This is a genomic window from Pseudoglutamicibacter albus (assembly GCF_031458175.1).
Lineage (GTDB): Bacteria > Actinomycetota > Actinomycetes > Actinomycetales > Micrococcaceae > Pseudoglutamicibacter > Pseudoglutamicibacter albus.
In genome coordinates this window covers 1693915-1719837 of record NZ_JAVDXX010000001.1, presented here as the reverse complement: position 1 = coordinate 1719837, position 25923 = coordinate 1693915, and the positions used below count along the sequence as shown (strand labels likewise).

The 25923-nt window shown below is 61.2% G+C and carries 22 protein-coding genes; 16 read left to right on the top strand and 6 right to left on the bottom strand.

The genetic code is table 11. The features are described 5' to 3' along the window. Nucleotides 1-3: 3 nt before the first annotated feature. Nucleotides 4-681: a Crp/Fnr family transcriptional regulator gene (locus tag J2S67_RS07585; protein ID WP_070491989.1), complete on the bottom strand. Its 678-nt coding sequence runs from the start codon at nt 679-681 to the stop codon at nt 4-6. A 270-nt stretch (nt 682-951) separates the two neighbouring features. Between J2S67_RS07585 and J2S67_RS07580 the strand changes: the two genes are divergently transcribed. Beyond that, the gene (locus J2S67_RS07580; RefSeq protein WP_052048739.1) at nt 952-2172 is read left to right on the top strand and encodes a MarP family serine protease; all 1221 of its coding nucleotides are present in this window, start codon (nt 952-954) and stop codon (nt 2170-2172) included. Between the two features lie 175 nt (nt 2173-2347). Here J2S67_RS07580 and acs read toward each other — a convergent pair whose 3' ends face one another. Further along, nucleotides 2348-4354, bottom strand: a complete 2007-nt coding sequence (acs, locus tag J2S67_RS07575) for an acetate--CoA ligase (RefSeq protein WP_310247747.1) — start codon at nt 4352-4354, stop codon at nt 2348-2350. Between the two features lie 335 nt (nt 4355-4689). On the opposite strand from acs, the gene nth reads away from it, so the two are divergent. The 9 genes from nth to J2S67_RS07530 all read left to right on the top strand — a co-directional run bounded on the left by nth (nt 4690) and on the right by J2S67_RS07530 (nt 11968). Further along, the gene (gene nth, locus J2S67_RS07570) at nt 4690-5514 is read left to right on the top strand and encodes an endonuclease III (RefSeq protein WP_370991866.1); all 825 of its coding nucleotides are present in this window, start codon (nt 4690-4692) and stop codon (nt 5512-5514) included. Continuing rightward, on the top strand, nt 5511-6257 hold the full coding sequence (locus J2S67_RS07565) for an NUDIX hydrolase (protein ID WP_310247745.1): 747 nt from the start codon (nt 5511-5513) through the stop codon (nt 6255-6257). The genes nth and J2S67_RS07565 overlap by 4 nt, the downstream gene beginning before the upstream one ends. 433 nt (nt 6258-6690) lie before the next feature. Beyond that, nucleotides 6691-7698, top strand: coding sequence for a hypothetical protein (locus tag J2S67_RS07560; protein WP_035757829.1), 1008 nt, complete (start codon nt 6691-6693; stop codon nt 7696-7698). Continuing rightward, nucleotides 7698-8906, top strand: coding sequence for a CpaF family protein (locus J2S67_RS07555; RefSeq protein ID WP_052048742.1), 1209 nt, complete (start codon nt 7698-7700; stop codon nt 8904-8906). Before J2S67_RS07560 ends, J2S67_RS07555 begins: the two co-directional genes overlap by 1 nt. Before the next feature lie 188 nt (nt 8907-9094). Then, nucleotides 9095-9775 (top strand): hypothetical protein, encoded by a 681-nt coding sequence (locus J2S67_RS07550; protein WP_310247739.1) that lies wholly within the window; start codon nt 9095-9097, stop codon nt 9773-9775. Then, on the top strand, nt 9772-10422 hold the full coding sequence (locus J2S67_RS07545; protein WP_310247737.1) for a type II secretion system F family protein: 651 nt from the start codon (nt 9772-9774) through the stop codon (nt 10420-10422). The genes J2S67_RS07550 and J2S67_RS07545 overlap by 4 nt, the downstream gene beginning before the upstream one ends. 256 nt (nt 10423-10678) lie before the next feature. Next, a complete protein-coding gene (locus J2S67_RS07540) occupies nt 10679-10924 on the top strand; it encodes a DUF4244 domain-containing protein (protein WP_035757832.1) in 246 nt (81 codons plus the stop codon). A 32-nt stretch (nt 10925-10956) separates the two neighbouring features. Continuing rightward, the gene (locus J2S67_RS07535; RefSeq protein WP_310247732.1) at nt 10957-11520 is read left to right on the top strand and encodes a TadE family type IV pilus minor pilin; all 564 of its coding nucleotides are present in this window, start codon (nt 10957-10959) and stop codon (nt 11518-11520) included. After that, entirely contained in the window at nt 11507-11968 is a 462-nt protein-coding gene (locus J2S67_RS07530) for an Rv3654c family TadE-like protein (RefSeq protein WP_052048752.1), read from the top strand. Before J2S67_RS07535 ends, J2S67_RS07530 begins: the two co-directional genes overlap by 14 nt. A 36-nt stretch (nt 11969-12004) precedes the next feature. Here J2S67_RS07530 and J2S67_RS07525 read toward each other — a convergent pair whose 3' ends face one another. After that, entirely contained in the window at nt 12005-14404 is a 2400-nt protein-coding gene (locus J2S67_RS07525) for a DEAD/DEAH box helicase (RefSeq protein ID WP_310247728.1), read from the bottom strand. A gap of 206 nt (nt 14405-14610) precedes the next feature. After that, nucleotides 14611-15309 (bottom strand): GNAT family N-acetyltransferase, encoded by a 699-nt coding sequence (locus tag J2S67_RS07520; RefSeq protein WP_052048754.1) that lies wholly within the window; start codon nt 15307-15309, stop codon nt 14611-14613. Nucleotides 15310-15407: 98 nt separating this feature from the next. Between J2S67_RS07520 and J2S67_RS07515 the strand changes: the two genes are divergently transcribed. From J2S67_RS07515 to proC, 6 genes are all read left to right on the top strand, one after another. Next, nucleotides 15408-17039 carry a DUF7059 domain-containing protein gene (locus J2S67_RS07515; RefSeq protein ID WP_310247724.1) on the top strand — a complete coding sequence of 544 codons (1632 nt, stop codon included), beginning with the start codon at nt 15408-15410 and terminating at the stop codon, nt 17037-17039. 129 nt (nt 17040-17168) lie between these two features. Further along, nucleotides 17169-17993 carry a winged helix-turn-helix domain-containing protein gene (locus tag J2S67_RS07510; RefSeq protein ID WP_310247722.1) on the top strand — a complete coding sequence of 275 codons (825 nt, stop codon included), beginning with the start codon at nt 17169-17171 and terminating at the stop codon, nt 17991-17993. Nucleotides 17994-18219: 226 nt separating this feature from the next. Next, nucleotides 18220-21057: a type I DNA topoisomerase gene (topA, locus tag J2S67_RS07505; protein ID WP_310247720.1), complete on the top strand. Its 2838-nt coding sequence runs from the start codon at nt 18220-18222 to the stop codon at nt 21055-21057. 8 nt (nt 21058-21065) lie between these two features. Then, nucleotides 21066-22082 carry a Ppx/GppA phosphatase family protein gene (locus J2S67_RS07500; protein ID WP_239446018.1) on the top strand — a complete coding sequence of 339 codons (1017 nt, stop codon included), beginning with the start codon at nt 21066-21068 and terminating at the stop codon, nt 22080-22082. 8 nt (nt 22083-22090) lie between these two features. Beyond that, complete coding sequence (locus J2S67_RS07495) at nt 22091-22930, top strand: sugar phosphate isomerase/epimerase family protein (RefSeq protein WP_239446019.1); 840 nt, start codon at nt 22091-22093, stop codon at nt 22928-22930. Next, on the top strand, nt 22927-23751 hold the full coding sequence (gene proC, locus J2S67_RS07490; RefSeq protein ID WP_310247711.1) for a pyrroline-5-carboxylate reductase: 825 nt from the start codon (nt 22927-22929) through the stop codon (nt 23749-23751). Before J2S67_RS07495 ends, proC begins: the two co-directional genes overlap by 4 nt. Nucleotides 23752-23764: 13 nt before the next feature. On the opposite strand, the gene J2S67_RS07485 is transcribed toward proC, so the two are convergent. Both J2S67_RS07485 and J2S67_RS07480 read right to left on the bottom strand, forming a co-directional pair. After that, nucleotides 23765-24403, bottom strand: coding sequence for a potassium channel family protein (locus tag J2S67_RS07485; protein WP_310248788.1), 639 nt, complete (start codon nt 24401-24403; stop codon nt 23765-23767). Between the two features lie 25 nt (nt 24404-24428). Next, on the bottom strand, nt 24429-25853 hold the full coding sequence (locus tag J2S67_RS07480; RefSeq protein WP_310247709.1) for a TrkH family potassium uptake protein: 1425 nt from the start codon (nt 25851-25853) through the stop codon (nt 24429-24431). Nucleotides 25854-25923: the final 70 nt, after the last annotated feature.

Sequence of the window (25923 nt, the reverse complement as noted above, 5' to 3'; positions counted from 1 at the left end):
TGCCTAGCGTGAACGCTGGCGGAGGCGCTGGGCATCGAGGATTACGACGGCGCGAGCCTCAAGCCGTAGCCAGCCGCGCTGCACAAACTCGGCCAGAGCCTTGTTCACGGTCTCGCGGGAAGCGCCAACCAGCTGAGCGAGCTCTTCCTGGGTGAGCTCGTGAGGAACGAGGATCCCGTCCGCAGTCGGGCGGCCAAAACGGTCCGCGAGGTCCAGGAGGGCTTTCGCCACGCGTCCTGGAACATCGGAGAACACGAGGTCTGCCAGCGAATCGTTGGTGCGGCGCAAGCGGCGGGCCAGCGCCTGCAGTAGCTGCGCGGAAACCTCAGGGTTGGTGGCGAGTGCACGGCGCAGGTTTTCGTGGCGCAGGCCAGCGAGGTGGGTCTCGGTTACGGCGGTAGCTGTCGCGTTACGCGGATGCGGATCAAACAACGCCATCTCGCCGAACAGTTCGCCCGGACCGAGGAGGGCCAGAAGATTCTCACGGCCGTCTGCGGCGGTGCGACCAAGCTTGATCTTGCCGGAAATGATCACGTAGAGCTGATCGCCTTGATCGCCTTCGTGGAAGACGGACATGCCACGGGTCAGATCGACCTGGGTGAGTTCTTCGGTCAGAACGTTGAAAGCTTCGTCGCTCAGATGCGCGAACAGCGGCGCCCGGCGAAGGACCTCGATGTCCATGGGTCTCCTTCAGAAATTGCAGATTTATGGCCTTCGTTCAATACTATTGTGCCGCATGACACGTCTTGCAAGCAGATTTCGGCCGCGCCTCACTATTTTGAAAACAATTACATAACGTTCTGCAAAGAAGGTGAGGTTGGCCGTGCGTGCTTAGTTAGGATGTTCAGCACGGCAGGTGCGTGTAAAGTTGCGTGCCGTGCCACATTACTGAGCGCCGCGACTGAAATCGTGTGGCGCCGTAGGAACGTAGCGACGCATGGAGGGGGTGCGGTGTTTCTAGGTCTGCACCTCATCGACTGGATTCTGATCATTCTGATCATCGCCCAGTTATGGACCGGTTGGCGTAAAGCGTTCCTTGTTTCTTTAGGTGCCACAGCGGGTTTTCTGGCTGGGGCTACCGCGGCGTTTTTCTGCGTCCCATTGATGGCCCGCTGGATTCAAGACCCCGCGTGGCGTGCCGCCGGCCTATTCTTGACATTCGCTGTCTTGTTGGCGCTCGGCCAGGGGCTCGGCGAAGCGACGGCGGCGCAGATCCGGCGTTGGATGGACCGTCCTCGCCCGCGTTGGTGGGACCGCTTGGGTGGTTCCGTGTTGTATTTCGTGGCGACCTGGATCACTATTTCAGCTCTCGCGTTCACGTGGTCTGCGTTGGGGATGCCGTGGCTTTCGCCGCAGCTAGCTAATTCCAAAGTGGTTCAGTCGGTGCGTGACACCACGCCGGAGGTTATGGAGCGCGCATTCGGCGAGGCTCGCTTGGCGGTGGCCGCGCTCGAGCTGCCGGAAATCTCCGTTCCGAAGCTCTCTCTTTCCGGCCCGGCCCCAGGGGATCCGTCGCCTGCAGCGTCACCGCATGCCTCAATCCCGGAAGGCGCCCAGACTACTGAGCAGCAGCACTCCGCGAAAGATTCCATCGCGCGTGTTTCCGGTATCGCGAGCGCGTGTGGCGTGAACCAGACAGGCACCTCATTCGCGATCGCGCCAGACCGTTTGATCACTAACGCCCACGTTGTGCGCGGCATCGAACAACCCGTTGTCGAGACCCCGGATGGTCGCGCACTCACGGGCCGGACGGTCACCTTCGATCCACGCAGAGACATCGCCGTGATCGCGGTGGATGGGCTCGGAATGCAGCCGCTTGAGATGGGGCCAACCCTGCGCGCTGGGGATCACGCTACGTTCATGGGCTTCCCTGCCGGCGGCCCGTACACGGTTTCGCATGCCGCTGTGAAGCAACGCGCGGCGGCCCAGTTGCCTAACATTTACGGCAACGGCTCATCTTCTGTGGACGTGTACCAGCTCGCCGCTGACGTCAAACGCGGTAACTCTGGCGGCCCGCTCGTGGATGATGACGGCAAGTTCAGTGGAATGATCTTCGCTAAGTCCAAGGATGAAGACAACGTTGGCTATGCGATCACCAACGATGAACTCAAAACCATCGTTGCCGAAGCCCCGAACCGGACCGCCGCCGTGCCAACAGGCACCTGCGAGTAGGTTCCTGCCGGTTCCTGCCAGTATCAACCGACGGATTCCTGCGAGTAACAAGGCAGCAAGTTTTAAAGGACGATGCGGTGGACAGTTCGTCTGTCCACCGCATCGTTTTTATGTGGCCTGGCGGGGAAGTTTCCAGCCACGCCGTTTACGCGCGTCGGGGTACCCCGGTGAGGAATTAGCCCTTATTCCGCATCGATTCGGAAATCTGGTTCATCACCGTGGTGTCCGCCAACGTCGAGGAATCACCTGCTGGGCGTCCTTCAGCGACGTCCTTGAGCAAGCGACGCATAATCTTGCCGGAGCGGGTCTTTGGAAGTTCAGGTACTGCGAATACGGCCTTCGGGCGGGCGATCGCGCCGATGTCGGTAGCGACGTGCTGGCGCAGCTGTTCCGTGATGTCTTCAGGCCAGGAATCGGCGTCTCCGCTGAGGATCACGAACGCGACAACCGCCTCGCCCTTGGTCTCATCCGCGGCACCGACCACCGCGGCTTCAGCGACCGCTTCGTGAGCGACGAGTGAAGACTCGATTTCGGTGGTGGAGAGGCGGTGCCCGGAAACGTTCATGACGTCATCCACACGACCCATGAGCCACAGGTCGCCGTCCTTGTCCTTCTTGGCACCATCGCCTGCAAAGTACATGTCGCCAAAGCGGTCCCAGTAGGTTTCCTTATAGCGTTCTGGGTCGTTCCAGATGCCGCGCAACATGGACGGCCACGGTTCCCTGATCACTAGCAGGCCGGCTTCGCCGTTGCCGAGCGGGGTGCCCAAATCGTCCACAACATCGACGGTCACGCCCGCAACAGGGGTCTGCGCGGAGCCAGGCTTGGTTGCCGTGACGCCCGGTAGCGGGCTGATCATGTGGGCGCCGGTTTCGGTCTGCCACCACGTATCCACGATCGGGGCGGGGTATTCCTTGCGTGGGCCCGGCGCGCCATCCGTACCGGCGCCGTTGTTCGCGCCAATGACTTCGCGGTACCACATCCACGCTTCCGGGTTGATCGGTTCACCCACGGAACCGAGCACGCGCAACGACGAGAGGTCGCGGGCGTCAGGGATCTCGCGGCCCCACTTCATAGCGGTACGGATAGCGGTTGGAGCGGTGTACATGATGGTGACCTTGTACTTCTCAACAAGATCCCACCAACGGCCCTTATCCGGGGTGTCCATCGTGCCGTCGTACATCAACATCGTGGCGCCATTGATGAGCGGGCCGTAGGTGACATACGAGTGGCCGGTGATCCAGCCGATGTCCGCGGTGCACCAGTAAACGTCAGTCTCTGGGTGCAGATCGAACGTGTCTTTCGCGGTGACCGCGGCCTGAGTCAGGTAGCCGCCGGTGGTGTGCAGAATACCCTTCGGCTTACCTGTGGTTCCCGAGGTGTAGAGGATGAACAGCGGATGCTCGGCCTCGAACGCTTCAGCGGTGTGCTCATCCGAAGCGTTCTCCACGACCTCGTGCCACCACACATCGCGGCCATCAACCCATGTTTCAGGCTCTTCCTTGTTGTTACGTACAACCACAACGTTAGTCACCGTGTGGCCATCAGCCTCAAGAGCGGCGTCCACAACCTTCTTGACCGGATTCGGCTTCCCACGGCGCCAGTTCCCGTCAGCGGTGACAACCAGCTTGGCTTCCGCATCATCCACACGCGAACGCAAAGCATCCGCAGAGAAACCAGCGAACACAACCGAGTGGATCGCGCCGAGGCGGGCTGAGGCCAGCATCGTAATCACGGCCTCCGGGATCATCGGCATGTAGACAGCGATGCGGTCCCCAGAACCAACACCCAGCTCACTGAACGCGTTGGCGGCCTTCTTCACGGCCGTAGCGAGCTCGGCGTACGTGTAGGTTGACGTCGCGCCGGTCTCGTCCTCGAAATAGATCGCTACACGATCACCGTTTCCGGCCTCAACGTGACGGTCCACAGCGTTATACGCAGCGTTGAGCTTGCCGTCCTCAAACCACTTATAGAAAGGCGCCTCAGAATCGTTGAGAACCGTGGTGAAATCCTCAGCCCACGTCAATGCCTCACGCGAACGTTCCGCCCAATAGCCCAAGCGGTCCTGCGCGGCGCGCTCGTAAAGGTCTGCGTGTGCGACGGCGTTCTTCACGAAATCCGGGCCAGGAGGGAACGAGCGATCCTCATGGCTCAGGTTATCCATTGCCGTGTTCTCTGACATGGAGACTCCTCAGGACAAGTAAGCGATAAGACAGTTGGTGATCTGGATCACTTAGCTTCCATCTTATGTGAGGCAGGTCACCCTATAAATAGAGATACACGGGCTTTCTCTCAGGAGCAAATCAGCAGACACAAAACAGAACGCACTAGGCAGCGGCCTACGGGGCCGTTACCGGGCAGGTGTGCAAGACGAGCATCAGGCGGGACGTAGCGGTGGCCTACCGGTAGGGTGAAGTGAGACGCATCATGCTCTCAGAGTATGAAACCGGAACGTGAAACTGCAACGCAAGACCAGAGCATGCCGCCAGCGCATGCCAAGGAAGGGATACCACCGGCATGGCACGCAGACTCACCCCTGCCGAGAAGCGGGAACGGATGTGGGAACGCGAAACCCCATTGGGGCGCAAGAGACGTGCCCGGAAAATCAACCGCGAACTGGCAACGAAATACCCGTACGTGGTTCCGGAACTGGACTTCGAGAACCCCTTCGAGCTGCTCGTAGCGACTGTCTTGTCAGCGCAAACCACTGACGTGAAAGTCAACCAAGTCACCATGGAGCTGTTTCGGCGTTGGCCGGACGCGGCATCGTTGGCTGGCGCGAACCTGAGCGAGGTCGAAGACGTGGTGCGGGCCACGGGCTTCTATAAAACCAAAGCCGCGAACATCCAGAACCTCGCCCGGACCCTCATGGAAGACACCGGCGGTGAGGTCCCGGACGATCTCGACTACCTCGTAACCCTGCCCGGTGTGGGCCGCAAGACGGCTTTCGTGGTGTTGGGTAACGCGTTCGGGCACCCCGGAATCACGGTGGACACCCACTTTGGCAGGCTCGCCCGCCGCTTCGCGTGGACTAAGGAAACCGACCCGGTCAAGGTCGAATACCAAGTGGGGGAGCTGTTCGAAAAGAAAGACTGGACCAACCTTTCCCACCACCTCATCTTCCACGGCCGCCGCATCTGCCACGCCCAACGGCCAGCGTGCGGGGCGTGCCCCGTAGCGCAGTGGTGCCCATCGTATGGCGAAGGGGAAACCGACCCGGAAGAGGCGAAGAAGCTTTTGAAGTACGAGCTCGCCCCGGGCCGTGAAGAGCTGCACCGGCTGATGGTTGAAGGTTATTCGCGCCGGCAGCTGCGCGCGATGGGGTACGGGCTGAACGCATGAGCACAGTACGCGAACAACTCCAGGCCGTTGTCGATATGTATGCAGGCGTGCGCGGGGGTGAATCAGGCCTCGAAGGCGGGCCCGGTGGAAGCGGTTCAGAAGGAAATGTTGAACGGTTGCCGATGTATGCGCGGTTGCGCGGTAAGTTCCCGGTGCGTAAGCGGGCGGCTGTGCTGGTGTTGTTTGGTGCTCTTGACTCGGTGCCTGCGGTGCATTCTTCCGAGGTAGTGCCCGCTGATCTGGATGTCTTGTTGCTACGCCGCAGCGACGGCTTGCGTTCGCATGCAGGGCAGATCGCGTTCCCGGGTGGCGGTTGGGAAGAAGGCGACGCCACACTGGCCGATACCGCGTTGCGTGAAGCAGTTGAGGAAACCGGGCTGGACCCTGAAGGAGTCACGGTTCTAGGGACCCTACCGGTAACACCGACCGTGTCCGGCTACGAGGTCACCCCGGTATTGGCGGTGTGGGAGAGACCAAGCAAGGTCGCCCCGGTTGATGTGAATGAATCCGTTGATGTTTTCCGCACACCCGTGGCCGACCTCTTGAGTGAAGATGTACGGTGCATCACCGAATTCGAACGTAATGGAGAACCGTTCCGCATGCCGGCCTACCGCCTGCAACAGGGCCTCTTGTGGGGCTTCACCGCGACCGTTCTCACCTCGATCCTCACCGATGCCGGCTGGCTCGAAACCGGGTGGATGCGCCCGGCAGCCAACCCCGTGAAGGTCAAGCCTAAAACCTGAAACAGGTATACGTAGCGACCACGGCGGTTATTGGCGTGGGCTCGCGTGAAGGGCGCAGGGCGCTGCGGACCTGCTAGTCCCGGAATCCACACGCGCGTCGATAGCGCCCTTCTTCCACAGTTTTTGATGTGCAGCGCCGTTCGGGTGGCACATACGTTGTGCTGGGTGCATGTGGACTCTCACCAACACCTCAGGCGATGCTCGCTCTCACCGCCCGCCCCGGGAAAGGCGCGCGTCTCAAGCGCGCCGCGCCGGCCCCGATCAAGGCCGGGCCTCTGGCGCGGACCCGCGCACAAGTGCGGCACCCACACGCATGCTTCAGACCCACCGGCACCGGCGTGCACCGGCCAGCAAGCCCATCGTGATGTGGCATCCCGCAGCTGAGCCGAAAGGGCCGGAGAATCTGGGCGGCGTGGCGGCGAGGAACAGTGGCATGGGCGGAGGCCGTCCGCGCCGTAACGTTCGGGGCGAAGCCGCCGTGGTGGTGCACGGGCTGGGACTTGAACTCACCGACGCACACACAGACGATGCGCGCACGTTGCGCGGCAACCCTGATGTTGTGGCGCACCTGGTGGAAGTGAGTGGTGCTCGCACGGCGGCACCCCCGGTAACCAGCGGCGCCGAGATATGTTTCGTTGGGATTGATTCCGCCGCGGTGTATGCGGCGGCGGCCAGGCATCCGGGAGCGCATCCGATCGTGATGCCTGCGGGTGCTGAACTGTTGAGCAAGATCGTGTGGGGTAGCCGGCACGGCCCGGTCATGGGGCAGGTTATCGAGATCGCCGATGGCCCCGGATCGCGCAATAGCGCGGCGGTCGTTGCGGGTACCGCCAAAGCGATGGGGGACCACGGCTGGTCGGTTGCGATCCTGGACGCGGATCCGTCCTCGGACACGTGTTGGGCCGCCCCGGGCGGACTGCGCTGGCCGGCGGTGTTGGCCGCGATCGAAGACGGCCCAGCGGCCAGCACGCTTGAACTATTGCCTCGGCTGGCGGGCGCATATCTTGTCACCTTCCCACCCGATACGGGCGGCGAACTGGGGGAGGAGAGCCTTTCTCTTGCCGTCGCCGCGTTCTCGAGAGCCGTGGACGTGGTGCTCGTCGATCGCGGACCGGTCTCTCTGCGCGCCTTGAGCGCAGCGGGCGGCGCGAGGCGGCACGGCGAGCGCATCGTGTGTTTGCAGAGGCCGTGGGCGGCGGCTGGTGGTGGGGCGGGTGGTCTTGTGGTGGGTCCTGGTTGGAGTGTTGTGGGGGTTGGGCCGCGTGGCTGTGATTCTCGTACGGAGGCCGCGAAGGTGGGTGCGGCGTGGGCTGGGAGTATTCAGGGACGCAGGGTTGTTGCGGGTGCCCGGGCGTTGGCTCGGAAACTGTGGATCCCGCAGATGGAAGAGGGGCGAAGTATTGGACACATGGTTGCCGGTGGTTCGAGGAGGGCAGCCTGATGGGGGCGCCACGTGAACGGGATGGCCGGACGGTGCTGCGGCACGGGGGCTGGGGTGGGTATTCGCACGAGGTGACGAACCATGTGCGGGAGCAGTTGCTCGAGCGGGGTGAGCGGGCCGATCCGTCGGTGATCGCGAGCCTGTTGTCTTCGGACGGGGTGGTGCGTGGGCCGGGTGCTTTACGTGAGGCTGCGCAAACGGTTCAACGGAATCTGACTGGTTTGGGGCCGCTCGCGGAGTTCGCGGAGAAGCCTGGGGTGAGCGATGTTCTGGTGACCTCTGATGGCTGTGTTTGGGTCGATGAAACGGCAGGTTTAGAGCGAACTGGGGTGTGGTTGGAACCTGCGGAGGTTGTGGGTATAGCGGTGCGGGTGCTTGGCAGGGCAGGGCGTGCGTTGGATACTGCCCACCCGTATGGCGACGCGGTGGTGGACGGCTACAGAGTGCATGCTGTGTTGCCGCCCATCGTTGATGCGCCTGTTTTATCGATCCGCGTCCCTAGCCCGGCGCAAGCGCGGCTCGGCGAGATGTTGGCGGGGCCGCAGCAAGCCTGGGTTCCCGTACTGAAACGGGTGGTTGAACAGAGGGAAACATTCATGATCAGCGGCGGCACCGGTGCAGGAAAAACAACTCTGCTTTCCGGGATGCTGGCCGAATGTGTGGCCAGCGAGAGGCTCATTATGATCGAGGACTCGCGTGAACTGCGGCCCCACCATCCGCATACGGTTTCGATGCAGGCGAGGCAACCCAACGCGGAAGGAACGGGCGAGGTCACGTTGCAAGAACTCGTACGGCAGGCGCTGCGTATGCGGCCGGACCGGCTGATTGTCGGCGAGTGCCGTGGCGCGGAAATCCAGGACCTCCTCATGGCGTTGAACACCGGACACACCGGCGCGGGCGCTACGGTACACGCGAACTCGATCAACGATGTCCCAGCACGCCTGATCGCGTTAGGGTCGCTCGCCGGGTGGCGCCCGAGCACCACGGCACTGCAGGCAGCGAGCGCGATCGCCACAGTGATCCACGTGGAACGAACAGATCGCGGACGAGGCCCGTCCGCACTAGGTTCGCTACGGCTCACTAAAGAAGGTTCGCTCGAGATTGACGTCCACTATGTCGCCGATGAAACCGGTGCCCCTCAACGCGTGGATGCACCTGGGTTGGGTGCCGACGGGCTGTGGATCCCCGGGAAGGCGGAGCGGCCGTGATGTACGCGTGGATTGCCGCAACACTCCTATTCGTCAGCATACTGTCATGGAAGGGGTGGGGCGCCAGGCGCTCGCCGGCAGGAACCTCCCTTCGAACGAGCGCGGCCTCCCGTGCCACCTCATCCATCGACCCGGAGACATCAACAGACAAGGCATCTGAACACCCCTCGGCTACATCGCGGCGTGCAGTGCCACGCGAAGATCGGCAAGAAGAAGCGGGTGGGGAACCCAGCGAAGAGCTCGCAGTCACCTATGACGTCGCCCAACGGGTTATCTCAACGCTCGCGTCACTCATGCGTTCAGGCGCGCACCACCGCTACGCGTGGGAAGCCCTCACCTCTGCACTCGCGGTTGAAACCCAAGCAACTGCCGGCCCCGCTTCAACACGGGCTCATACGCGTGAGCTAGAGGCGTGGCATCACGCCGCCTCAATGACCGCATCGCGCATAGCTCTTGGCGCCCCATTGACTCTTACAGGCCTCAAGAGAACGAACCCGGATGAGCATGAACTACCGGCGATGCTGCGGCACGTGTACTGGGCCCAGCAGTTGGCAGAAGCCACCGGGATTGCTCATGCTGAATTGCTTGAAGCGCTGGCATCACACGCCCAAGCCCGGGCGGCGGCTATCCGCAGCCAAGTCACCGGGATAGCCGCTGCCCAGACGACCCGCCGCATTCTCGCACTCTTGCCGCTGGGTGGACTCCTCATGGCGCAACTACTAGGAGCTGACCCGGTAGGGACCCTGTTCACAACCACAGCAGGGCACGTGTGCCTCTTCGCCGGTTGCCTGCTCTGGGCCGCATCCCTCATATGGTCGCGGCACCTCATCCGAAAAATGTCCTACAACACCACCGAGGCCGGCTCATGACAACACTGATCCTTACAGCGCAGCCAGGTTCCACGATGACGCTGAGCGCATGGATCTGTGCCGGGATGCTGGCTGTGGCGATCATGGCGTGGGCCCCGCGATCCAACGGGAGGCAACGCCTAACCACGACGCACCCCAGGGGCAGCGAACAGGTTGCTAGCCCTTCGGCTCGGACTTCTACGAATCACTTGCCGCGCGATCCGGCGAGTTCGTTAGCGGATGATTTTGGGGATGCCGAATATGCGCCGTTGGTAGCCGAGGCCCTCGCCTTATGCATCGAATCAGGCATGTCCCTCGAGTACGCGTTGACGACGCTGGATAACTCGACCGGCAACGCGTTAGGGCTCAACCGGGTCGCTACCGCCCTGGCGTGGGGCATAGAAGGCGAAAAAGCGTTCAGCTACGCACCAAACGCTCAACAGCTAGGTTCGTTCATCCAGGTCTCCAGGAGCACCGGAGCACCCGTGGCCGAACTGTTGAGACAGTCGAGTAAACATCAACGCGCCGCGAACGAAGACCGGATGAAAGCCCAAGCGGAACGCCTCGGTGTGCGCGTGGTGATCCCACTCGGGCTCTGCGCCCTCCCCGCATTTATATGCCTCGGGGTGATCCCGGTAGCCCTCGCGCTCCAACCGTGGAGCCAATAACGCCACATTCTTCATTCACGGCGTGTGCTAGGCCCGGCAGATATGCGGGGCGGGTAGGTGCAGGTGCCAGTGCAGACACAGTTCCGTTGTCCACGGCTCTGAATTCCAGGTGGGGCCATCCACAGATTCTCTTCCACAACCCAGAAGTATCACCGCAGCCGGAAGACTCTAAACATCGGGGCAACACCCGATAAGAACCGGGTAGTTCCCGGTAGTAAACACGATCCACGACACCTCAAACGGTCAGGAGGACCACATGGAAAAGAACCGCACCGCAACCGCATCGCCACAGCCACAACCACTGCGGCACACACAGCCGCAGTCACAGCGAAGGACGCAACCTCGGCAGATTCTCGACCCCGAAGCAGGGATCGCGACCGCTGAGTTTTCGATCGTCACGCTCGCCGCCGTTGGTTTTGCGGGGCTGCTGGTGACGATCTTGAGCGGAGGCCAAGTCAAGGGAATGTTGATGGGGTTGATCTCCAAGGCCCTCGGCTCATAGACGGCACAACATCAAGCAGGCAGGAGGACACAATGAACTCGTCATCCGACCAGACCCGCAAGCGTGGCGCGCAGATCCACCCACGCGGCACAGGGGCCTACCCGAGCGGGACACACGCCCACCCACGCAGCGTGATGGTAAAGCAGCCGTTGGAAACGCTCGCAGTGCCGGACCCGATGCGGCAAACGCGGAACCATCCTGCACGGGGCTACGCGGCGCAGGGTTACGCGGTGCAGCGCTGCTCCGGGCAGGGGTGCGCGGCGCGGGGGTCGGTCACAGTGGAGTTCGCTGTCCTCCTGCCTGCTCTCGTACTGTTGCTGGCCTTTGTCGGGGCCGTCGCGACGGTGGGGACTGCGCAGGTGCGTGCCCAACACGCGGCTGGAATCGCGGCCAGGGAAGAAGCGAGGGGAGCGCACGTCGACGTTGCGCGAGTAGCGGGCGCTGGTGCGACCCACCGAGTCCAACGCAGTAACGAATGGGTCACCGTTGAGGTGAAGAACACCGTCAAACTATGGAAACTCCTTGGCCCTGGAATCCCGGTGGAAGCCACCGCGACAGCACGCGTTGAAGAGGTAGTCAGCGATGCGCTCAAATAAACCGCTGAGAACCGGTGAACAACAACCGCGTGAAGATGGCTCCCGCAAGGAGAGCCCACGCGAAGATTGGACGCAGGAAACCGGTGCCGCTACTGCGCTGGTGATCGGCCTCTTGGTCTTCGGCCTGCTGGCAGCGCTCAGCGTTGCGATGTGGGCTGTCTCCGCAGCGGACCAAGCGCGAGCTAAAACCGCGGCAGACCTCGCCGCGCTCGCCGCCGCAGACGCACACCGCGGAGTCATCTCAGCAGGAAACCCGTGCGCGCTCGCCGCAACGATAGCTGCCAAGCACGAGTCCGAACTCACCACATGCACATTGTTGGCTGGCGAAGGGGCCACGGTTCGTATCGTCACGAAAGCTCACAGGAGCGGATGGTTCAAAGGATGGCCCTTACCCGCGATGCAAGCTGAGTCTTACGCCGGACCACCAACAATCGAGGGAGCGGAATGAAACACGGAAGAATACGGAAGGGGGAGCAAACAGCGCTCAGCGGCGTTTACGGTGAGCGGGTACAAAACGCAGGATTTCGCTCAGCAGAGCGATCGCACCGGCTTTATCTAGAGGGTTGTTCTTGTTACCGCACTTAGGGGACTGAACACAGGAAGGGCATCCGGAAGAACACTCGCACGTGCGGATCGCATCCCGTGTAGCCTCCAGCCAGAACGGGGCCATCGCGTGAGCACGCTCGGTGAAACCCGCACCACCCGCATGGCCGTCGTAGACGAAAATGGTGGGCGACTCAGTATCAATGTGCATCGCGGTAGAGACCCCGCCAATGTCCCAACGGTCACTCGTGACCAACAACGGCAACAGACCAATCGCGGCATGCTCCGCGGCATGCAACGAACCAGGGATAGCGCCAGCCTGAACTCCAGCCGAATGCAAGCGCGGCTCAGGGATCGTGAACCACACGCCTTTGGTGAACAGCTCACGCGGCTCAAGCTCAAGTGGCTCCTCACTCAAAATCTCGTTAGAAATCAACGCTTTACGTTGGAAAGAAACCACCTGCGTTGTCACCAGTAGGTCCCCGTAGTAGACGCCTATCTCGCCCCATTTCTCCTCATGCGTCACATCCAGGACTTTCACGCTCGTGACATCGCGGGCTTGAGTATAGAAATCAGGCTCAGCCGCGGTAGCGAGGACCACGTGGTTCTCCTCATCTAAAACATCAACCACATAGCGCTTGCCCTGATGCAAATACACGGCACCCTCATGAGCCTGATAGTGCGCCTGTGAAGAGTCCATCGTCGCGATCACGGCACCCGTCTGGGAGTCGATGACCTGCATCGGGCCGCCACCCACTGAACGCAGGTCCACGAACTCGTGAGCAGACTCAGCGTGAACCCAAAACCACCCCGATGGGCGGCGACGCAAAATACCGCGTTCCTCCAGATCCTCAACCAGTTCCCGCGCGGTACCCCCAAACAAGCTCATATCGTTGACTGTCAAGGGAAGCTCAGCGGCAGCCGCGGCCAAATGTGGCTGCAGAACATAGGGGTTCGAAGGGTCAAAAACACTCGCCTCAACCCCGGAATCCAGCAACGTTTCCGGGTGATGAACCAAAAACGCATCGAGCGGGTCGTCGCCTGCAATGAACGTGGCCAAAGACTCTTGCCCGCCGCGGCCGGCACGCCCAATCTGTTGGAAGAACGAGGCACGCGTCCCCGGCCAGCCCGCCACCAGCACCGCATCCAGACCCGCGATGTCGATACCCAATTCAAGCGCGGACGTCGATGCGACCCCCAGTAGCTCACCCGAGCGTAACGCGTCTTCCAAAGCGCGGCGTTCCTGCGGCAAATACCCTGACCTATAAGCCGCGATGCGACCCGGCAGGGAATCATCGACCTCTTCTAGAAGCCGGCGAGTCGAAGCGGAAATCGCCTCGGCACCCCTCCGGGAGCGGATAAACGCCAGGGTCCGTACATGCCCAGAGACGAGGTTTGCCAGCAAGTCAGCGGTTTCAGCAACGAGGGAGCGACGCAAGAACACGCCGTTCTCACCCCGTTGATCGGTCAACGGCGGCTCCCACAACACCACGGTCGTCTCCCCGGTCTCCGAAGTGTCCTGCGTTACCGCGCACGCTTCCCGCCCCGTCAAGCGCGTGAACGTCGCGGCGGGTTCAGCGCTCGTCGCACTCGCCCCGACCACCCGCACGTCCGCGCCGTAATGTTCGGCGATCCGTAGCAGGCGCCGCAATAGAACGGCAACGTGGGAACCGAAAACCCCGCGATATGAATGCGCCTCGTCCACCACGATGTGCGTGAGCTTCCGTAGGAACGGCGCCCACCGTGTGTGGTTGGGCAGGACCCCGTAGTGGAGCATGTCTGGGTTGGTGAGTAGAAAGTTGGCGTGGTCCCGTACCCAGCGTCGTTCTTCGGGTGGAGTGTCGCCGTCGTATGTTGCGGCCCTGACACCGGGTACGCCGAGTTCCTCGATGCTGGTGAGTTGGTCGCCGGCCAACGCTTTGGTTGGTGCGATATAGAGGGCGGTCGCTTCGCCGCGACCACCCGAAAGGACGCTGGCCGCCGGTGAGGCGGCAGCGTTGTGGGGCGCTCTGGCTCCCGCATCGTGATGCGTCGTGTCGATGCGTGCTCCGCGGGTCAGCGCATCGAGCACCGGCATGAGGTAGGCCAGTGATTTACCTGAGGCGGTTCCGGTGGCGATGATGGTGTCGTGGCCGGTGTGGATGAGGTTGGCGGCTTCGACTTGATGCCGGTAGGGCTGATGGATTCCGGCCTCACCCCAGGCATGGCGGGCATCCGGGTGCAGCCACTCGGGCCAGGGAGCATATTCGGCTTCGCGGGAGGGCATGACTCGGACGTGCCGTAGCGTCTCGGGTTCATCGCCGCGGCCCAGCAGGGGAACCAGTGTCCGGAAATCTTTCATATCCCCTGCATCTTCCCACAGCCACGCCGTCACAGAGCCCCACCCGCCTCACGGCCAGCCAACTCGCGGCCAGCCAACCCACAGCCGCGCAACAACCGTCTTGTTTCACGGATGTGGACTTAAAGCCGTGGCGCCGCCCCTCCCAAGGTGCGGGAGGGGCGGCGCCGAAACGTATTGCCGCAGCTCAGCAGGTCAGCTCACGCGCGTTAGTTGGTGTGGTCGGTGCGTGCGGCGTCGTCTGCTTCTTCTGGGGTTTCTACTGCGAGCATCGCGCCGAGTAGGGTCCAGCCGAGGTGGTGGTAGAGCTCGTAGCCGTCGGTTGAGGCGACGAGGAGGCCGTATTCGGCTTCGGTTTCGGTTGCGACGGATGCGAGGTAGCGGGTCACGAGTGTTCCGTAGCCCTTGCGGCGCTGGTCTGGTGCGGTGACGATGCGGTCGAAGACTGCGTAGTCGCCGATGGCCGCCATGTGTCCGGAGGCGAGAACGGCTCCGTCTTCGCGGCGGTGGAGGGAGACCCAGGTGTGGGCGCCGTCGCGTTTTTCATGCCAGACGAGGCTGTCTTCGGTGATGGGTGGTTCGACGTCTTGCGCGGCCATGGGGCTGGTCATCATGACTTCGCGGTTGGCTACGACTTTGAGCCCGACTTCGTGGACTTTCTCGGGCATGCTGTCTGGGTCTTCGGTGAAGACGGTGAGGCGTTGACCGCTGTGTTCGCGCATCATGTGTGCGAGTTTTTTCAGCAGTTCGTTGTCGGGTTCGTGGACTACGTATTCCCAGTGGGCTTCGTCTTGACCTGTTCGGCGGTAGGCGTGGACTGGTCCTTCGTGGTAGGTGTCGAAGCCTCGGGCTTCGGCCCAGCCGTTGACCCAGGTGCCGATGAGCTCATCGCTTGCAATACCGTTCATGTGTTGAGCCTACAACCTACTGGTAGGTAACGAGGAGTGCGCTGAAATGTATGTCCCGTGAACGGCAATAATTCACAGCTTTTACCTAGACTGTTGTCATGGTTTCTCCGGATCTCCCAGTGTTTTCTTCCGTTTCTGATGTTGATGTTTTGCGCGCTGATTTGGTGGCGGCACGCTTCACGTTCGATGCGGTGGTTGCGTTGGTGGGCGAGGACGCGATGGATGCGCTGGTTCGTGAGCAGCCGGCGGCTGCCCGCTGGGCTGTCGAGCAGGCCCGGGCCGCCGGCGCGCCGACCGCCGGTTCGGATGCCGGGTTGGCGGCGTTGGTGTGGGTTTTCGTGTTGGGTGGTGTGGTTGAGTCGGCTGAGCTGAGCGCAGCGATGCCGGGTGTTGGCGTTGAGGGTTTGATGCGGCTGGGCTTGGTGGAGCCGGCCCCGGGTGGCGGAGTGCGGGCAGCCGTAGATCTTCGCCCGCATGCGGCTGATGATGGGCTTGAGCTGTGGGTGGCTTCGGATGTTGGGGCGCATCATCGTGAGGGTGTTTTGCGTAAGGACCATGTGTTGGGGATTGGTCAGGCGTCGTTGACGTTGGCGGCCAATACGGTTCGCCGTGACGTTGATACGGCGTTGGACGTGGGTGTTGGGTGCGGTATTCAGACGTTTCATTTGTTGCGGCATGCCGGGCACGTCACGGCGACTGACCTTTCGGGGCGTGCGTTGGCGTTCACGCGTTTCAATGCGTTGCTGAACTATGAGCAGTTGGGTATCGATCCCGCTGATATGGATGCGCGCCTCACTTTGCTGCAGGGTTCGTTGTTGGAGCCTGTGGCTGGGCGGCAGTTTGATGTGGTGGTGTCGAATCCGCCGTTTGTGATTACTCCGCGCACGGTGGGGGAATCGGAGGAGGACCGTTTCACGTACCGGGATGGGGGCTTGCCGGGGGATCAGCTGGTTGAGACTTTGTGGCGCGGCTTGGGTGATGTTTTAGCGCCGGGCGGTACGGCTCAGATGTTGGCGAACTGGGAGATCCCTTCTGGTGCTCATTGGGCTCAGCGTTTGGATGACTGGACTCCTCAGGGGCTTGAGGCGTGGGTGATTCAGCGTGATGTTGAGTCGCCTGCCGATTATGCGCAGATGTGGTTGCGGGATGCCTCTGAGGACCGGGATCCGGTGGCAGCGCAGCGTCGTTTCGGTGAGTATCTTGAGGATTTCGCCTCGCGTGATGTTGAGGGCGTGGGGTTCGGTTATGTGTGGTTGAGGCGCCCGGAGGTGGGGCGTGCGCATGGTGTGGGGCGCGTGTTTGAGGAGGTTTTGCGTGAGGTGGATTCCCCTTTGGGGCCGTGGTTGAAGCGTGAGATTGATGCGGCCGATGCGTTGGTGGGGCTCGATGTGGCCTCAGCGCGGGCTGTCGTTGCCGAGGATGTGACGACTGAGACGTATGGGCGGCCTTTGGATCCGCATCCGCAGATGATCGTGTTGCGGCAGGGCTCGGGGCTGCGGCGTACGCATGCGTTGACGACGGAACAGGCTGGTTTGGTTTCAGCCTGCGATGGTGATGTTCCGGTGGGTGCATTAGCCGCCGCTGTCGTTGAACTCATGACGGACGATGCTCTCGATGCCGATGCCGATGCCGATGCGGCAGCCGGCCAGCACGGCACGCAACGGCAGGTTCGGGACTTGGTTGATTTTGCGGCCACGTTGGTGCGGCAAGGGCTCTTGGTGATCGAATGAGCGGAGTCTGGAGCTATTTCTGTGACCCATCCCACAATGTGAGATAATTATTTAATCTGTAGTTCTTTCTGCATATTGTGTTTGTGCTGGGTACTTCCTGGCTTTCTCACTGTTGCCAGGGGGATATCCGTGCTACCTACTCCTGAAGCTCCTGAGCCGACATCAGCGAGCCCCGCTGAAACCACCGCTGCGGCAGACACCGCCGCGACACACACCAATGCGGCAAACACCAATGCAGCAAACACCGATGCGCCGGAGCCTACCGGGGAGGAAACTCCTGCCACAGAAACCCCTGCCACAGAGGCCCCTGCTGCAGAGACTCCTGCTGCAGGGCTCAAGGCTGGTGGTGGCCGCCAGATTGTGGTGACGGACCCGAAAGCGATTAAGGCGTTGACGCATCGGGCGCGGGTTTTGGTGATCGATGAGCTGATAGGTTCGCGGGCTACGCGTACGGCTACTGAGCTTGCGGAGTTGACGGGTCTCACCCCGTCGGCGATGAGTTATCACTTGCGTGAGTTGGAGCGTTTCGGTCTGGTGGAGCGGGTTTCACCACCTAAAGGGGCCAACAGTGATGGCCGTGAACGGCATTGGCGGGCTATGGGGGATTCTGTGGTGACGGCCTCCCGCGGTGGGCAGTACTCGCAGCTGACTAATTATGCGCAAACCCGTTTGGATACCTACCGGGAGAAACTGGTCGCGGAAATCGAGTTCCGGGAGAAGAACCGCCGCCATGATTCAGAGATCCCGGCATCGGCGTACATGTATTTCGGGTCGCTGTTCCTAGATGAGGAGAACGAGAAAGAGTTTTTGCGGCGCATCAACGAATTAGAGAAGGAGTTCACGGCTCGTTCGCGTGAAGCTGATGACCCGGCCGTTCCGCGCCGGCGTACATACTATTTACTGTCAGGCTTGCCGGACCGCACGCAGCCGTTCCCTGGTGAAGACGGGTTCTGACGCGGCGAACGCGGCTGCTCAGAACGAACCTCGGGGCCGCAAACGCAACCCAGTACGGCAACCGTAAACCCAGGGCCGCAACCCTAGATTCAGCGCTACAGATTAACTCGTGGTGACACGTGAATGTGTGGTGACAAGCGCGAGATCGGTTTGGCACGCTAGGGTTAGGAACTGTTGAGTAGCGCACCGTTCGGTGTGTTGAACATGTCGGGTTTCAAGGAGAGCAGTGCCCGCCACTAAGAATAAAACCGGTAAAAAACTCGTGATCGTTGAGTCCCCGGCGAAGAGTAAGTCCATCGCTAAGTATTTGGGCGATGGCTTCGTCGTGGATGCGTCTGTGGGGCATATTCGTGATTTGCCGCAACCTAAAGAGTTGCCTGCGGAGTTGAAGAAGACCTCCGTGGGTAAGTTCGCTGTGGACGTTGATCATGGTTTTGAGCCGTATTACGTGGTGTACCCGGATAAGAAGAAGCGGGTCACGGATCTGAAGCGTGAGCTGAAAGATGCTGATGCTTTGTATCTGGCGACGGATGCTGACCGTGAGGGTGAAGCGATTTCTTGGCACCTTTTGGAGGTTTTGAAGCCTAAGGTGCCGGTGTACCGGATGACGTTCACAGAGATCACTAAAGAGTCGGTTCAGCGTGCTCTTGAGAATCTGCGGGATCTGGATATGGATCTGGTGGATGCGCAAGAGACCCGCCGTATTTTGGACCGTCTCTACGGTTATGAGATTTCGCCGGTTCTGTGGCGCAAGGTGGGGCCGGGCCTTTCGGCGGGCCGTGTGCAGTCTGTTGCTACGCGTTTGGTGGTTGAGCGTGAGCGTGAACGGATGGCGTTCGTTCCGGCCGAGTATTGGGATGTTTCCGGTGAGTTCGTTGCTGGTACGGGTGAGGCGTTCCGTGCACGCTTGACGCAGGTTGATGGCCGCCGCGTGGCTTCGGGCCGTGACTTCAACGATGAGGGCCAGTTGCGTCCGGCGGCGGCGAAGGCCGATGTGCTGGTTTTGAAGGAAGCCGATGCGTCGTCTTTGGCTGAGGGGTTGGCTGGGGCGACGTGTTCGGTGGTCTCGGTTGAGGAGAAGCCGTACACGCGTCGTCCTTTTGCGCCGTTTACGACCTCGACTCTGCAGCAGGATGCTTCGCGTAGGTTGCGTTTCTCGTCCAGGGTGACGATGCAGGTTGCTCAGCGTCTATATGAGAACGGTTTCATCACGTATATGCGTACGGATTCGGTGAGCCTTTCGTCTGAGGCGGTTAGCGCTGCTCGCCGGCAGATCACGGAGCTGTACGGAGCGGATCATGTTGCGCCGAAGCCGCGCGTGTATTCGTCGAAGAATGCGGCGGCGCAGGAGGCTCACGAGGCGATCCGTCCGGCAGGTGATTCGTTCCGTACCCCGGCTCAGGTCAAGGGGGTTTTGAGCCCGGATGAGTTCCGTTTGTATGAGCTGATCTGGAAGCGTACGGTTGCCTCGCAGATGGCTGATGCGAAGGGTTCGACGGCCACGGTCAAGGTTCAAGGTAAGGCCGCGGATGGCCGGGTGGCTGAGTTTTCGGCATCGGGCACGGTGATTACGTTCCAGGGTTTCCTTGCTGCTTATGAGGAAGGTAAGAGCGAGGAGGCGAAGGAGAAGGGTCAGCAGGTCCGGTTGCCGAAGCTGGCTGAAGGGGATTCGTTGACGAGCCAGGACGTCGAGGCGGCGGGGCATAAGACCACGCCTCCGGCCCGGTACACGGAAGCCTCGATTGTGGCTGAGCTTGAGAAGCGTGAGATTGGCCGTCCGTCGACGTATGCGCCAACGATTTCCACGATCATGGATCGCGGTTACGTCACTAAACGTGGCGGGGCTTTGGTTCCTTCGTGGACTGCGTTTTCGGTGATCCGTTTGCTGGAGGAGCATTTCGGCCAGTACGTGGATTACGATTTCACGGCTCGTCTTGAGGACGATCTGGATAAGATTGCCGCCGGTCAGTTGAAGAATGAGGACTGGTTGTCTTCGTTCTACTTCGGTGACACCGCAGATGCCGGTTTGAAGAGCGTGGTGGATCACCTGGGAGAGATTGATGCACGGGCGATCAACTCGATCAAGATCACCGATGACATCACGTTGCGTGTGGGTAAGTTCGGTCCGTATCTTGAGAAGTCTCTGCCTGAGGATGCTGAGCCGGGCAAGGAGCCGTTGCGTGCGAACGTTCCGGAGGATTTGGCTCCGGATGAGTTGACGCCGCAGAAGGCCCAGGAACTCATGGATGCCGCGGTTGAGGGGGACCGCGAGCTGGGCCGCCACCCGGAGACTGGACACATGATTGTGGCTAAGGACGGCCGTTATGGACCGTATGTGACTGAGGTTATTCCGGAGATGACGGAGGAAGAACTTCAGGCTTATTACGATTCGATCCCGACCGAGTATTACAAGAACGGGAACCCGAAACCTAAGAAGAAGCCGGCTAAGAAGAAACCTAAGACGGCGAGCTTGTTTAAGGGCATGAGCCCTGCCACGGTCACGTTCGAGGAGGCCGTGAAGTTGATGTCGCTTCCGCGGCATGTGGGCACGGATTCCGATGGTTCGGAGATTGTGGCAGCGAATGGTCGCTTTGGTCCGTACTTGAAGAAGGGCACGGATTACCGTTCGCTGCAGAGCGAGGAAGAGATTTTCACGGTCACTGAGGAGAAAGCCCGTGAGATTTATGCTCAGCCTAAGCAGCGTGGCCGCGGGGCCGCTAAGCCGCCGTTGGCTGAATTCGGTGAGGACCCGAATTCGGGCGGGAAGATCGTTGTGAAGTCAGGCCGTTTCGGTGATTACATCACGGATGGTAAGACGAACGTGACGATTCCTCGTGGCACCACTGTTGAGCAGTTGACCAAGGAGCAAGCGGTTGACTTGCTCATGGAGAAGCGCGCCAAGGTCGCCGCGAAGGGCGGCACTGCCACGAAGAAGACGGCAGCGAAGAAGGGCGCTGCGGCGAAGAAACCGGCAGCACGCAAGAGCACGGCTGCAAAGAAAACCACGGCAACGAAGGCAACCGCGACCAAGCGAACCTCGACCGCTAAGAAGAAGAGCGAGTAGGCTGCGCCGTGCGTTTAGGTGTTTTGGATATTGGCTCCAACACGGTCCACTTATTGCTCGTGGATGCGTTCCCGGGTGCCCGCCCCACGGCGTTCGCCTCCTATAAGCAGCAGCTTTCGTTGGTGCGCTATCTTGATCCGCGCGGCGCGGTGACGGATGAGGGCCGGCAGGCGTTGTTGTCTTTCGTGGATGAGGCCGTGGATTTCGCCCGCCGCCACAGGGCCGAAGACCTTTTGGCGTTTTGTACTTCCGCGCTGCGTGAGGCGTTGAACGGCCCGGACATTATTCGCCAGGTTGAGCAGTTGTCTGGGGTTAAGCTTCAGGAGCTGACGGGGGAGGAAGAATCGGCGATGACGTTCTTCGCTGCCCGCCGCTGGTTCGGCTGGGGTGTGCGAGATCTGATGGTTTTGGATATCGGTGGCGGCTCGTTTGAGGTTGCGATCGGCCGTAACGAGTTCCCTGATTTGGCGGTTTCGATGCCGTTGGGTGCGGCTCGGTTGACTAAGGACTTTCTGCCGGGCGACCCACCCAAAGAAGCGCTCGTGGGGCGTTTGCGCGAATATATCGCCGGGGTCATCGAGGAGCCGTTGCGTCAGTTCGCGGATCAGGTCGAGCCTGATTTGGTGGTCGCAACATCGAAGACGTTCCGCACGTTGGCGCGTATGAGTGGCGCGGCATCGGAGGCGGACGGCCCCTTCTTGGTGCGCACCTTGACGTTGAAGGACGTTCGCAAATGGGCTGAGAAGCTGGTCTCGTTGTCCTTCGATGAGCGGGCACACCTGGATGGTGTGTCTCCGATTCGCGCCCCGCAGCTGTTGGCAGGTGCTGTCGCCGCTGAGATGGTGATGGAGAAGCTGGAGGTCAAGCAGGTCCGGATTTGCCCGTGGGCGTTGCGCGAAGGCCTTTTGATGCACCGCTTTGATCGCCTGTTGCGGGATCACGATGTGATCGATGACGAGTACGCTGGTGTGGGTGATGTTGATGCCCTCAAGGAGAACCTTCACCTGGTCCCGCCGGCACGCTAGGAGTTACGTTGTCTGTTGACCCATCGTCATCTGCATCCGAACGAGTTCCGGTTTATCTTTCCACTACGTGCGCGTTCCCGAAGGGGCCTGAGCGGGCGTTCCAGTTGGCGCGGGATCTTGGCTATGACGGCATCGAGGTTCTGGTGACCGGCAATTCGACGACCCGCACCGGGGATGAGCTGTATGCCTTGATGCAGCGGTATCAGGTGCCGGTCGCTGCGATTCACGCGCCGACGCTGCTGTTCACGCAACAAGTGTGGGGTGGTGCGTGGAAGAAGATTCAGCGCTCTGTTCTGTTGGCGCATGAGCTGGGGGTCCGCACAATTGTGGTGCATCCGCCGTTCCGTTGGCAGGGTAAGTATGCGACGGGTTTCGCCGAAGGTGTGCGCCGCTCCAACGAGGAATACGGCGTAGTGATTGCGGTGGAGAACATGTACCCGTGGCGTGCCGCGGGGCAGCAGAACAGCAAAATGTATCGTCCGCATTATGATCCGGTCCCGTTGGACTATGACTTTGTGACCTGGGATTTCTCGCACGCCGCGATTGCCGGTGCGGATTCTCTGGCCGCAGTCCAGGCGTTAGGTTCCCGGTTGACCCACCTGCACGTGTGCGATGGCACCGACAACGGTAAGGATGAGCACCTTCCGCCGGGGATGGGCACCCAACCGGTCGCTGAGACCCTGCAATACCTGGGGGAAACAGGTTGGCGCGGCTCCGCCACGGTTGAGGTCACTACGCGGCGTTGGCGCAAAGAGCCCGATGGTGTTGAGCAGGTCCTGGCCCAATGTCTGGACTTCACGCGAACCCACCTGCAACGCCCTGCCTCGAATGACATACTGGGCCCATGACTGATACGCGGATTGCTTTTATCGGAACTGGGAACATGAATGGCGCGATCCTTGAGGGCGCGCTGAAGGCTGGTGTTTCGAAGGATTCGGTGGTGGTGACCACACGCAGCGTTGAGAGCGCTGAAGCGTGGAGGAAGAATCAGGGCATTGAGGCGTTGTCCCAGCGCGAAGATGAGCGGGCTAACCTGCAGGCGGTTTCTGACGCGGATGTCGTGTTGATGGGTGTCAAGCCGCACATGATGGTTGATGTTTTGGGGGAGCTTGCCCCGCAGCTCAAGCCGGATGCAGTGGTGGTTTCGATTGCTGCCGCGGTGAGTGTGGAACAGCTTGAGGCGGCCGTGGCTAAGGGACAGCCTGTGATCCGTACTATGCCGAATACGCCGCTTCAGTATGGTTCTGGTGTGGTGGGTTTGGTGCGCGGAACCAACGCCACGGATGAGCACGTACGTTTGGTCTCTAGCATTTTCGAGGGTGCGGGCCAGGTGTTTGAGATCCCGGAATCGCACATTGATGCGTTGACGGCGGTTTCGGGCTCGGGCCCGGCGTACGTGTTTTTCTTGGCTGAGGCTATGGCCCAGGGCGGAGTCGAATTGGGCTTGGATCCTGAGTTCGCCCGTGAGCTTGCTGCCGCCACGGTTGCTGGTGCTGGTGCGATGTTGGCCCAAGATGAGCGTGAGCCCGCGCAGTTGCGGCGCGCGGTGACCTCCCCGGGCGGCACAACGGAGGCCGCGATTAATACGATGGGGCGCGAGGGTTTCAGCGAGGCCGTCGTGGCAGGGCAGAAAGCGTGCGCTGAGCGCGCCGCTGAAATGGCCGGCTGAAGCTGCGCGCTGGTTAGGGGCGCCCGGCGAAGCGTTCGATGAGGTCTACGTGTCCGGAGACGATGAGCATGTCTCGCGGTGTGATGAGGGTGTCGGGTGCGGCGTAGGCGAATTCTTCGCCGGGGGATTTCACCCCGAGTACGGTCACGCCGTATTTTTCGCGTACGCGTGATTGGGCGAGCGTGAATCCTTGGGTTTCTTTGGGTGGCTGCATTTTCACGATTGCGAAGTCGTCTTCGAATTCGATGAAGTCGATCATGCGGCCGCCTACGAGGTGGGCGGTGCGTACCCCGGCGTCGGCTTCTGGGTAGATGACGTTGGTTGCGCCGATGCGGGAGAGGATTTTCCCGTGGGCTGGGGTGATGGCTTTAGCCCAGATGTGTTCCACGCCGAGGTCCACGAGGTTCACGGTGGTGAGCACGGATGATTCGATGGAGGTTCCGACGCCGACTACCGCGGAGGTGAAGTCGCTTGCGCCGAGTTGGCGGAGGGCTTCGATGTTGGTGGCGTCGGCTGCGACGGCGTGGGTGACGCGGTCGGCGAAGTTTTGGACGAGTTCGGGGCTGCGTTCTACTGCGAGGACTTCGCGGCCCATGCTCACGAGTTGTTCGGCTACGGCGGCGCCGAACCGTCCGAGCCCGATCACGAGCACGGGGGAGTGCTTGGGCGTTTGCTGGTCAGCCAATGATTGGCCTTTCTTCTGGTAGCTGGTAGAGCTGGCGGCTTTGCCGCAGGGTGAGTGCGGTTGCGAAGGTTACGGTTCCGAGGCGTCCGGTGAACATGAGTCCGCAGAGGACGTATTTGCCGAAGTCGGGTAGTTCGGCTGAGAGGTTGGTTGATAGTCCTACGGTAGCGAATGCGGAGATGGATTCGAGGAGTACGTGTTCCAGGGGTGCGTCGGGTTTCGCGAAGAGGATGAGGGTGATCCCGAGCGTGATGATGCTTGCTGCGAGTGCGGTCACGGCGATCGCGATGCGCAGAGCGGCTTCGGGGAGGCGGCGCCCGTAGACGTGGACGTGTTCTGTGCCGCGGGCTTCGGCGAGGATCGCGAGGAAGAGGATCGCGAATGTGGTGAGTTTGATGCCGCCCGCTGTGGATGCGGAGCCGCCGCCGATGAACATGAGGGCGTCGGTCACGACCATGGTTGCGGGGTGGAGGTCGGTTTGGTTGACCAACGCCATGCCGCCTGAGCGGGTCATGATGGAGGCGAAGAGGGCATAGATGATCTTGTCGCCGACTGGCAGGTCGCCGATGGTGGCTTTGTTGTTCCATTCGATGCCGCCCCAGATGACCCAGCCGACGACCAAGAGGATGAGTGCGGTCGTGACGGTGAGCTTGGTGTGGAGGTTCCATTTGTGCGCGTGGAAGTGGTGGCGCACGAGCACGAGCATGACGGGGAAGCCGAGCGCGCCGGTGAACACGGCGATCATGAGAGGCAAGAGGATCCACAGGTCGTGGCTGAAGTTGGCGAGGTCATCAACGTGGGCGGTGAATCCGGCGTTGTTGAATGCGGATACGGCGTAGAAGATGCCGTGCCAGAGCCCGCGGGAGAAATCTTCGCCGCGGACCCAGAACCGGATGGTGAGGCAGAGCGCGATCACGAACTGGATGCTGACTGCTGTTGTGATGACGACGCGGAGTAGGGAGCCGACTTCGCCGAGTTTTGATGACGCGGTTTGGGACATCGCGGTTTGCGCCATGAGTTTGCCTCGGACGCCGAGTTTGCGGGACACCGCCATCGAAAGCATTGAGGCGAGCGTCATGATGCCGAGGCCGCCCACGAACACGGCGATGATCATGACGAGCTGGCCGAAAAAGGTCCAGTGTCCGGCGGTTGAGACGGTGGTGAGGCCGGTGACGCAGAACGCGGATACGGCGGTGAACATCGCGTCAGCGAGTGGGGTTGGTTCGCCGGTGCGTGATGCGATGGGTAGCGAGAGCAGGGTTGTGAAGAAGGCGATGCCGACGGCGAAGACGAGGATGGTGAGCCGGGCGGGGGAGCTCGCGATGAGCCGGTTGGTGTGGTTCCGCGCTTGTTGCATACCGCGTAACAGGACATTGTGTTGCCCGTCCTGGGGGTTGCGGATGTAGCGTGGTGTCATGGAGGCCTTCTGCGGGGGTGCGGTACGCTCGCGCGCGTCATAATAGGCGTGCTTACCGGTTCCATTGAAC